The organism is Methylomonas methanica (genome assembly GCF_001644035.1).
Classification (GTDB): Bacteria; Pseudomonadota; Gammaproteobacteria; order Methylococcales; family Methylomonadaceae; genus Methylomonas; species Methylomonas methanica_A.
The window spans coordinates 64,234-73,166 of the sequence record NZ_LUUG01000122.1 but is presented as its reverse complement, the minus strand read 5'-3'; the positions used below and the strand labels follow the sequence as shown (position 1 = coordinate 73,166).

The window sequence follows — 8,933 nt, the reverse complement described above, 5'->3', positions numbered from 1 at the left end:
CGATAATCACCTTCAATTTTGGGGTTTGCTGTCGCCAGACAAGGCTTCTGATGCTCAATTGCAACGGAGTTTTTTATAATTGTGTCAGAAGTGTTTTTAAAGATGCTAAATCGAAGGCGCCGATTTTGTGCATGATGATCACGCCTTGCCTATCTATTAAAAACATTGTCGGGGTCAATTGCACGTCACCAAAAGCATGTATAAGACTACCGTCTATATCAAGAGCCACTGCATAGGGAAGCTGTCTTTCTTTGGCTAACGCTTGCACGCGGCTAGGTGGGTCGTAAGGCATTGCCACCGCAATGATTTGTAGGCCTTGCTGGTGCAATGCGATCAAATCCGGAATTTCCTCAATACAGCTAGGGCAGTCGGTCGCCCAAAACGTTATCAAAACGGGTTTGCCTTTTAGCGCGGTAATTGTCAGCCGCTCGCCTTTCAATGTGGTAAATACGGCATCGGGGGCGAAGCTTTTGGTGTAAGTCAGCCACCAGGCGATTGCGCCTAGCAAACAGATCACCGATAGGACGCCAAGCGCCGCTTTTATTTTCATAAGCTTTAGATTCGGTAGTTTGTTGGGAACGCGCATTACGGCGATTATAGCAAAGCTGCTAGAATGCCGGCCTTATCCAATAATCCAGTCACGGCGATGAAAAAGATACTAATTTCAGACAAGCTTGCGGAAGACGGCATTAATTTCTTAAATGCCCAGGAAGGAATACAGATACACATTCAAACCGGCTTAAGTGAAGACACGTTGTGCGAAATTATTCCAGAGTATGATGCCTTATTGATTCGCAGCGATACTCAGGTAACGGCTAGGGTTTTAAAAGCTGCGACTCGTCTGAAAGTAGTCGGGCGCGCCGGCATAGGGGTTGATAATGTCGACTTAAATGCCGCAACTGAGCAAGGCGTTATTGTAATGAATACGCCGGATGCCAACGCTACCACCACGGCTGAACTGGCTATTGCGCATATGTTTTCCTTAAGTCGTAATCTACCCTTCGCTAATCAGTCGGTTAGAGAAGGTAAGTGGGAACGCTCCAAGTTGATGGGAGCTGAAATTACTCATAAAACCTTGGCAGTCCTCGGTTTCGGTACCATCGGCAGGATAGTCGCTCAACGCGGCAACGGTTTGGGCATGCGCGTGATCGCTTATGATCCGTTTGTTGCACCGGATGTTTTTGCCAAACATGGCGCGGAAATGGTCGATTTGGAAGCCTTGGTTAAGCAAGCCGATTATTTCACCCTGCATTGTCCTTTGCTGGAGAAAACCAAAAACATCATCGGTCGTGAGCAATTGGCGATGATGAAAAAATCTGCGCGCTTGATCAATTGCGCGCGTGGCGGCTTGGTTGACGAATCGGCACTATACGATGCTTTGAAAGAAGGTCGGATTGCCGGCGCGGCATTGGATGTTTATGAGCAAGAGCCGCCCAAGGATTCGCCGTTGCTTACTTTGGACAACGTGGTATTTACCCCGCATTTGGGCGCCTCGACCAAAGAAGCGCAAGTGGCTGTCAGTGTCGAGATCGCCCGTCAGGCGGTTAAATATTTGCAAACCGGTGAAGCCGTAAATGCTCTGAATCTGCCTAGGTTGTCGGCAGAAGAGTTGTCCAAGGCTCAACCATTTATGAACTTAGCCAATATTCTCGGCAAGGTGTTGGTTGGTTTGATCGATCAACCGATTCAAAAGCTGGAAGTTGCCGTATACGGTAAGGCTGCTGAGGTAAAAATTCGGCCTATTTCCGCGGAAGCAATGGTCGGTTTGCTGGGCGGACAACTTTCCACGCCGGTTAACCGCGTGAATGTCGAGAACATTGCCAAACGTCAGGGCATAACGCTAATTGAGTCGCAGACCGAGGAATCAGAAGGCTATCAATCGCTAATCAAAATCACCGGGCATTGCGCCGATAAATCGGTATCGTTGGCGGGTACGTTGTTGGGAAATCAACATCCGCGCTTGGTCAGCATTAATCATTTCGAAATCGAAGTGGTGCCGGAAGGTGCTCTATTAATCACCCGACATGATGACCGGCCTGGTGTGATCGCCGCGATTAGCTCGATCTTGGGCGTCGCCAATATCAATATTACCCGGATGCAGGTTAGCATCGCTGACGAGCATCAATTGGCGATGATGGTCATCAGCGTTTCGGATCCATTAAACGAGCACGTGCTGAAATCAGTGTGCGAGGTGCCGGCGGTACATACGGCGAGGCAAATTGCTTTATGAGTTATGACGTCATTTGTTTCGATTGCGATAGTACGCTAAGTCGGGTCGAAGGTATCGATGAATTAGCCAGGCGTAACGGTTTATTTGAACAGGTTGCGGCATTGACCGATGCGGCCATGAACGGTGAACTCGCTTTGGAGGATGTCTACGCGAACCGACTGGATTTGATCAAGCCCGACAAAGCCGCGATAGACTGGTTGGCCGAGTTGTATATCGCCGAAATGGTGGAGGGTGTCAGCGAAACGATCAAAACCTTGCAGGCAAATAATAAATTGATTCATATCATCAGCGGCGGCTTGCGACAGGCGATACTGCCTTTGGCTGAGCAACTGGGTATACCGGACGAGCATGTGCACGCGGTCGATGTGTTGTTTGACGAAGACGGTAATTATCAGGATTTTGCCCGACACTCACCCTTGGCAGTCAGTGGTGGCAAGGCCAGGATTTGCCGGCGGCTGAGGATGCATCATTCGTCCTTGGTGATGATAGGCGATGGTAAGACCGATCTCGAAGCTAAATTGGCCGGCGCGTATATGATCGGTTTCGGCGGCGTAGTCCGCAGGCCGTTGGTGGAAGAGCAGGCGGATAGCTACGTCTCGGATACGTCGTTAGCGGCGGTATTGCCCTTGGTGCTATAAGCAAGAGTCGATAAGCAGACGGGACGATGGTAAAATTCCCAAATTTTTAGAAGATTCAGAGAGATAGAATGGCAGGGCATAGTAAGTGGGCTAACATCAAGCATCGTAAAGGCGCGCAGGACGCAAAACGCGGCAAGATTTTTACCAAAATGATCCGGGAAATTACCGTGGCCGCGAAGGGTTCAGGTGGCGGCGACCCGGCCAACAACCCGAGTCTGCGCTCCGCTATCGATAAGGCGCTCGGTGCCAATATGAAGCGCGATACTATCGATAACACCATCAAAAAAGCCATCGGCGCGGTTGATGGCGTGGTCTACGAAGAAGTCCGTTATGAAGGTTACGGCCCCGGCGGCACAGCGGTGATGGTCAACTGCTTGACCGATAATCGCAATCGTACCGTCGCGGATGTCAGGCACGCATTTTCCAAGGCCGGCGGTAATTTAGGTACCGATGGTTCTGTGGCTTATATGTTTCGTAAAGTTGGCATCATCAGCTATTCCAATGCAGTCGATGAAGATGCGCTGATGGAAGTGGCCATGGAAGCGGGCGCCGAGGATGTGGTTACCAATGATGATGGTTCTATCGATGTATTCACCACGCCGGAAGACTATATGACGGTCAAGGAAGCCATGGTCGCTGCCGGCTTGGAGCCGGAAAACGCCGAAGTGACGATGCATGCCGATGTCAAAACCGAGTTGGATGCCGATGCGGCCGAAAAAATGCTGAAGTTGATCGACCGCTTGGAAGATCTGGACGATGTGCAGGATGTTTACTCCAATGCCGACATCAGCGACGACATCATGACTGCGCTCGATGCCTAATCACACCACAAAATTACTCGTACCAATACACTATTGACCAGAATTTTAGGTATAGATCCAGGTTCGCGCATCACCGGATACGGTGTGGTTGAGTCGACGCCACGCGGTATTCGCTACGTAGCGAGCGGCTGCATTCGCATTAAGTCCGATGAATTTCCCGAGCGTTTGAAGCAGATTTTCGATGGCGTTAGTCAGGTGATCGAGTTGTACCGTCCCGAGCAAATGGCCATCGAGCAAGTGTTTATGCATAAAAATGCCGATTCGGCCTTGAAGCTGGGTCAGGCCCGCGGCGCGGCAATCTGCGCCACTTTGAATCGCGATCTACCCGTGTTCGAATACGCTGCCAGACAGGTGAAACAAGCCTTGGTCGGCAAAGGTAATGCTGATAAGCTGCAAGTGCAGCATATGGTGAAAATTTTGTTGAGTATTCAAGGTGATATGCAGATCGACGCCAGCGATGCGTTGGCTATAGGTCTATGCCATAGCCACTATCAGGAAACCGCCATGCGCTTGCAACAGGTGAGTTCATGATCGGTTTTTTACGCGGTAAATTGATTCACAAAGCCCCCCCGCAATTATTGCTGGATGTGCACGGCGTCGGTTATGAGGTGGAAGCGCCGATGAATACCTTTTATGATCTGCCGGCGCTGGGTGAAGAAGTTAAGCTGCATACTCATCTTGTCGTGCGAGAGGACGCGCATATCCTGTTCGGCTTTGCCACGGAAAGCGAACGTATGCTGTTCAGAACTCTGATCAAGGTCAATGGCGTCGGTCCGAAGCTGGCGTTAACGATTCTGTCCGGGCAAAGCACCGAAGAATTCTATCGTTGCGTCCATGATAACGATGTAAAAGGCTTGGTGCGTTTGCCGGGCGTCGGCCAAAAGACGGCTGAGCGCTTGATTATCGAAATGCGCGGTCGTTTGCCGGAATTGAACAAGCTATCGGCATCGAATGATCGACCAAGTTTGCTGCCCGGTTCGGCAGCCAGTCCCAAGCAAGAAGCGATCAGCGCGCTGTGTGCCTTGGGGTATAAGCCGCCCGATGCGGCGCGAATGGTACAATCGATTGCCACCGATGATAAAAGCTGCGAGGACATTATTCGTCTGGCGCTACGCGGTGCGGTTAAATGATTGAAAGCGATAGATTGGTGACAGCGCAAGGAAATAATGACGAAGAGCGCGTGGATCGTGCTATTCGCCCCAAACGGCTGAAAGACTATGTCGGGCAAAAAGAACTCTGCGAGCAGATGGAAATCTTTATCCAAGCCGCGGTAACGCGCTCTGAAGCGCTGGATCATGTCTTGATCTTCGGCCCGCCCGGCTTGGGGAAAACCACCTTGGCTAACATCGTTGCCATGGAGATGAATGTCAACATTCGGCAAACCTCGGGGCCGGTGCTGGATAAAGCCGGCGACTTGGCAGCTTTGCTGACCAATCTGCAAGCGCACGATGTGCTATTCATCGACGAAATCCATAGACTCAGCCCGGCGGTGGAAGAGGTGCTGTATCCGGCTATGGAAGACTACCAAATTGATATTATAATAGGCGAAGGTCCGGCAGCCCGCTCAATCAAGCTGGATTTGCCACCATTTACGCTGATAGGCGCTACGACCCGAGCCGGTTTGTTGACATCGCCTTTACGCGACCGTTTCGGTATCGTCCAACGTCTTGAGTTTTACACCGTCGAGGAACTGGCCAGTATCGTCAGTCGCTCAGCCAAACTGCTGAATATAGGGATGGACAGCGGCGGCGCAGATGAGATCGCATGTCGCTCGCGGGGCACGCCGAGGATTGCTAACCGCCTGTTGCGCCGAGTGCGTGACTTTGCCGAAGTAAAAGGCAACGGCACGGTTAGTCGAGAGATTGCCAAGCAAGCTTTGGATATGCTGAAAATCGACCAGCAAGGCTTTGACATGCTGGACCGGAAATTATTGACAGCCATGATAGAACATTTCCAAGGTGGTCCGGTTGGGCTGGATACTCTGGCTGCCGTGATCAGTGAGGAGCGGGGTACCGTTGAAGATGTGCTGGAGCCTTACTTATTGCAGCAAGGTTTTATTATGCGCACGCCCAGGGGGCGAGTGGTCACGCATAAAGCATACAGCCATTTTGGCCTGCCAGTGCCCAGGCAGCAACTCGGCAGCGATGACATCTTTGCCAATTAATAATTCTTTAAGAGACGAATGAAAGAATTTAACTGGCCGGTACGAGTGTATTACGAAGATACCGATGCGGGCGGCGTAGTATTTTACGCTAACTATTTGAAGTTTTTTGAACGTGCTCGAACCGAAATGCTGCGTAGCGTCGGTTTCGAACAGGATAATCTATTAGCTGAACAAAACCTGATTTTTGTGGTCCGTTCGGTGAAAGTTGACTATTTAAAACCTGCCCGCTTCAACGAACTGTTGGACGTTAGCGCAAAAGTCATTGAACATAAGAAAACTAATTTTACCTTTGAGCAATCGATTACCCGGCAACAGAAGGTGTTATGCACTGCTGAAATTCGAATTGCCTGTCTTGATGCGCAAAGCATGAAGCCCAAACTGATTCCCTCTGCTATTTTGGAACATTTAAACTAATGAATACCGATTTATCCATTCTGACGCTGGTCAAAGAAGCCAGTATTGTCGTGCAGTTTGTTATGTTCATTCTGTTGTCGGCATCTGTTGCGTCGTGGACCTTCATCTTTTCCAAGCGTAAAGAATTGAAGCAAGCCATAGCCATCACCGACGATTTTGAAGAGGAGTTTTGGTCCGGCGTCGGCCTGGCGGAACTGTACAAAAAAATGTCCAGCGATAGGTTCGAACCGGAGGGCATAGAAAAAATCTTTTTGGCCGGGTACCGCGAGTTTGCGCGGATGCGCCAGAAGGGCGATGTCGAGCCGTCGGTGCAGGTAGAAAGCGCGCAGCGGGCCATGCGTATCGAATTGTCCCGCGAGCTGGATAGGCTGGACGAGACTTTGCCGTTTTTGGCAACAGTCGGTTCTACCAGCCCGTATATTGGCCTGTTTGGCACCGTCTGGGGCATCATGAATTCTTTCCGTGCCTTAGGCGAAATTAAAAATGCCACCTTGGCGAATGTCGCGCCGGGTATTTCCGAAGCCTTGATCGCCACCGCGATCGGTTTGTTTGCGGCGATTCCGGCGGTTATTGCCTATAACCGCTTCTCCACGCGCTTGGATCGTTTGGCCGGTCGTTACGAATTATTCGTCGACGAGTTCGTGGTATTACTGCAAAGACAGGCGCACAGCAAATGAATGTAGGCGGCAGCAATCGCAGATCGCGCAAAAAACGCGGGGTAATGGCCGAAATTAACGTCGTGCCTTATATCGACGTTACCTTTGTGCTGTTGATGATTTTCATGATTACCGCCCCGCTGGTACAAACCGGTGTCGAGGTCGAATTGCCCCAAGCCGAGGCTGATTCGGTTGATTTACAGGATCAGGTGCCGGTGATCGTTTCGATCAAGAAAGACGGCAGTTTGTATGTCGATATTGGCAACGGTGACGAAGAAGCCGAGACGCCGGTCGACGTCGATACCGTTAAAACCAGAGTCGCTGCGGTATTCAGAAATAATCCCAAAGCCCAACTGTATGTGCGTGGTGATCACGAAGTGGAATACGGTAGTATCGTCAGCGTGATGGTGGAACTTAAGAAAACCGGTGCCCCCAAAGTGGGCTTGATGACCGCGCCGCCGCCAGACAGCAAATAAAAACCACCATGAAAAGTTTTAAACCTTCGCTTGCACAGGCGATAGCGCTGCATATTCTGATTGTGTTGTTGTTCAGTTTTAGTTTTCTCACTGAAACCGACGACGCACAAATGGCCCCGCCGGCGGACATCATAGAAGCGACAGTCTTAGATGGTGCGGAAATCGATGCTGAAGCCGAGCGCTTGAAACAGAACGAAGCAAACAAGCAGCAAGCCGAACAACAGCATCAAGAGCAACTGGAAAACGCCAGAAAAACCGAAGAGCAGTTGTTGCAGCAAGCAAAAAAACAGCGTGTGCTTGAGGAACAGAAAATCCAGGAGGCTGCGGAAAAACGCAAGCAAGAAGCATTAGAAGAAAAGAAAATGCAGGAACAGCTCGCCGCCAAGCGTAAGGAAGAGGAAAAAAAGCTAGAGGAGGCCAAGGAACGGCAAGCTCTGGAGCAGAAAAAAGCCAAGGAAGCCGCGGAAAAACAGAAGCAAGCCGAGTTGGAAAAACAGAAAGAAGTAGCGGAAAAGCAAAAGGAAGCGGAGAAACAAAGACAGCTGGAAAAACAACAGGAAGTGGAACGCGAAGCCAAGTTGAAGGAACAAAAACTGGCGGAAGCGGCGCGCGAGAAACAACAGCAGGAAGCCGAAATCAAAAAGCTGGAGCAGGAAAAGAAGCTACAGGAGCAAAAAGCGCTGGAGCAACAAAAGAAGTTACAGGAACAAAAAGCGCTAGAGCAGCAAAAAAAACTACAGGAGCAAAAGAGCGAGGAAGCCAAGCGTCAGGAGCTAGCAAAACAAGCGGAAGCCAAGGCAAAAGCGGAAAAGGAAAGGCAATTAGCTGACGAAAGAGCCAAGGCCGAAAAGGAAAAGCAGGCCGCGCTTAACGCTGAAAAAGCCAAACAAGCTGCGGAAGCCGATGCCAGAGCCAAAGCAGAAAAAGACAAACAACTAGCCGCCGAAAAAGCGGAGAAAGAGCGCCAAGCAAAAATAGCGGCAGAAAAAGCCGAAAAAGAGCGTATGGCAGCTGAAGCGGAAGCCAAAGCCAAGGCTGAAAAAGAACGTCAGGCCAAACTAGCTGCGGAAAAGGCTGAGAAGGCGGAGAAAGAACGGCTCGCGGCGGAAGCGGCGGCAAAAGCCAAAGCAGAACAAGAGCGTCAAGCGGCGATAGCGGCGGCTGAAAAAGCCGAAAAAGAACGCCAGGCTGCGGAAGCCGCTGCGGCGGCTGCTGCAAAAGCTGCATCGGATAAGCAAGCCGTAGACTCAGCCAAGCAGATGATAGCGCGCAAAGTGGAAGGCGCCTGGACGCGGCCAATCAACGCGACGCAAGGCTTAAGATGCACGATTCAGGTAAAATTGTTGGCCAGTGGTGATGTGATGGACGCGGTGGTGATCGGTAGCAGCGGCGATCCGATTTTTGACCGTTCGGCGGAAAATGCGGTGCGTAAAGCTTCGCCACTACCAGTGCCGCAAGATAGAAATTTATTTAATCAGGAATTTAGAGTTTTTACCTTCGTGTTTAAACCGGAATAATCAGTAAACGGAAACGA

Annotated in this window: 11 protein-coding genes; 10 read left to right on the top strand and 1 reads right to left on the bottom strand. The window is 50.6% G+C overall.

The window, feature by feature from the left end; translation table 11 throughout:
• Window positions 1-73: 73 nt before the first annotated feature.
• On the bottom strand, window positions 74-550 hold the full coding sequence (locus tag A1332_RS22265) for a TlpA family protein disulfide reductase (RefSeq protein WP_064010593.1): 477 nt from the start codon (window positions 548-550) through the stop codon (window positions 74-76).
• A gap of 96 nt (window positions 551-646) precedes the next feature.
• Between A1332_RS22265 and serA the strand changes: the two genes are divergently transcribed.
• The 10 genes from serA to tolA all read left to right on the top strand — a co-directional run bounded on the left by serA (window position 647) and on the right by tolA (window position 8,916).
• The gene (gene serA, locus A1332_RS22260) at window positions 647-2,230 is read left to right on the top strand and encodes a phosphoglycerate dehydrogenase (protein ID WP_064010601.1); all 1,584 of its coding nucleotides are present in this window, start codon (window positions 647-649) and stop codon (window positions 2,228-2,230) included.
• Complete coding sequence (locus tag A1332_RS22255) at window positions 2,227-2,868, top strand: HAD-IB family phosphatase (RefSeq protein ID WP_064010592.1); 642 nt, start codon at window positions 2,227-2,229, stop codon at window positions 2,866-2,868. Before serA ends, A1332_RS22255 begins: the two co-directional genes overlap by 4 nt.
• 68 nt (window positions 2,869-2,936) lie before the next feature.
• A complete protein-coding gene (locus A1332_RS22250) occupies window positions 2,937-3,689 on the top strand; it encodes a YebC/PmpR family DNA-binding transcriptional regulator (protein WP_064010591.1) in 753 nt (250 codons plus the stop codon).
• A gap of 33 nt (window positions 3,690-3,722) precedes the next feature.
• Window positions 3,723-4,220, top strand: a complete 498-nt coding sequence (gene ruvC, locus A1332_RS22245; protein ID WP_064010590.1) for a crossover junction endodeoxyribonuclease RuvC — start codon at window positions 3,723-3,725, stop codon at window positions 4,218-4,220.
• The gene (gene ruvA / locus A1332_RS22240) at window positions 4,217-4,819 is read left to right on the top strand and encodes a Holliday junction branch migration protein RuvA (protein ID WP_064010589.1); all 603 of its coding nucleotides are present in this window, start codon (window positions 4,217-4,219) and stop codon (window positions 4,817-4,819) included. Before ruvC ends, ruvA begins: the two co-directional genes overlap by 4 nt.
• The gene (ruvB, locus tag A1332_RS22235; RefSeq protein WP_064010588.1) at window positions 4,816-5,853 is read left to right on the top strand and encodes a Holliday junction branch migration DNA helicase RuvB; all 1,038 of its coding nucleotides are present in this window, start codon (window positions 4,816-4,818) and stop codon (window positions 5,851-5,853) included. The genes ruvA and ruvB overlap by 4 nt, the downstream gene beginning before the upstream one ends.
• A gap of 18 nt (window positions 5,854-5,871) precedes the next feature.
• Window positions 5,872-6,267: a tol-pal system-associated acyl-CoA thioesterase gene (ybgC, locus tag A1332_RS22230; RefSeq protein WP_064010587.1), complete on the top strand. Its 396-nt coding sequence runs from the start codon at window positions 5,872-5,874 to the stop codon at window positions 6,265-6,267.
• On the top strand, window positions 6,267-6,944 hold the full coding sequence (tolQ, locus tag A1332_RS22225) for a protein TolQ (RefSeq protein ID WP_020483188.1): 678 nt from the start codon (window positions 6,267-6,269) through the stop codon (window positions 6,942-6,944). The genes ybgC and tolQ overlap by 1 nt, the downstream gene beginning before the upstream one ends.
• A gap of 44 nt (window positions 6,945-6,988) precedes the next feature.
• Window positions 6,989-7,399: a protein TolR gene (gene tolR, locus A1332_RS22220; protein ID WP_231499641.1), complete on the top strand. Its 411-nt coding sequence runs from the start codon at window positions 6,989-6,991 to the stop codon at window positions 7,397-7,399.
• Between the two features lie 8 nt (window positions 7,400-7,407).
• On the top strand, window positions 7,408-8,916 hold the full coding sequence (tolA, locus tag A1332_RS22215) for a cell envelope integrity protein TolA (protein ID WP_064010586.1): 1,509 nt from the start codon (window positions 7,408-7,410) through the stop codon (window positions 8,914-8,916).
• Window positions 8,917-8,933 lie beyond the last annotated feature (17 nt).

What these genes read in the sequence shown, in the direction of transcription:
- A1332_RS22265 (WP_064010593.1), bottom strand. Translation starts at nt 550, where the DNA reads ATGAAAATAAAAGCGGCGCTTGGCGTCCTATCGGTGATCTGTTTGCTA.
- serA (WP_064010601.1), top strand. Translation starts at nt 647, where the DNA reads ATGAAAAAGATACTAATTTCAGACAAGCTTGCGGAAGACGGCATTAAT.
- A1332_RS22255 (WP_064010592.1), top strand. Translation starts at nt 2,227, where the DNA reads ATGAGTTATGACGTCATTTGTTTCGATTGCGATAGTACGCTAAGTCGG.
- A1332_RS22250 (WP_064010591.1), top strand. Translation starts at nt 2,937, where the DNA reads ATGGCAGGGCATAGTAAGTGGGCTAACATCAAGCATCGTAAAGGCGCG.
- ruvA (WP_064010589.1), top strand. Translation starts at nt 4,217, where the DNA reads ATGATCGGTTTTTTACGCGGTAAATTGATTCACAAAGCCCCCCCGCAA.
- ruvB (WP_064010588.1), top strand. Translation starts at nt 4,816, where the DNA reads ATGATTGAAAGCGATAGATTGGTGACAGCGCAAGGAAATAATGACGAA.
- ybgC (WP_064010587.1), top strand. Translation starts at nt 5,872, where the DNA reads ATGAAAGAATTTAACTGGCCGGTACGAGTGTATTACGAAGATACCGAT.
- tolQ (WP_020483188.1), top strand. Translation starts at nt 6,267, where the DNA reads ATGAATACCGATTTATCCATTCTGACGCTGGTCAAAGAAGCCAGTATT.
- tolR (WP_231499641.1), top strand. Translation starts at nt 6,989, where the DNA reads ATGGCCGAAATTAACGTCGTGCCTTATATCGACGTTACCTTTGTGCTG.
- tolA (WP_064010586.1), top strand. Translation starts at nt 7,408, where the DNA reads ATGAAAAGTTTTAAACCTTCGCTTGCACAGGCGATAGCGCTGCATATT.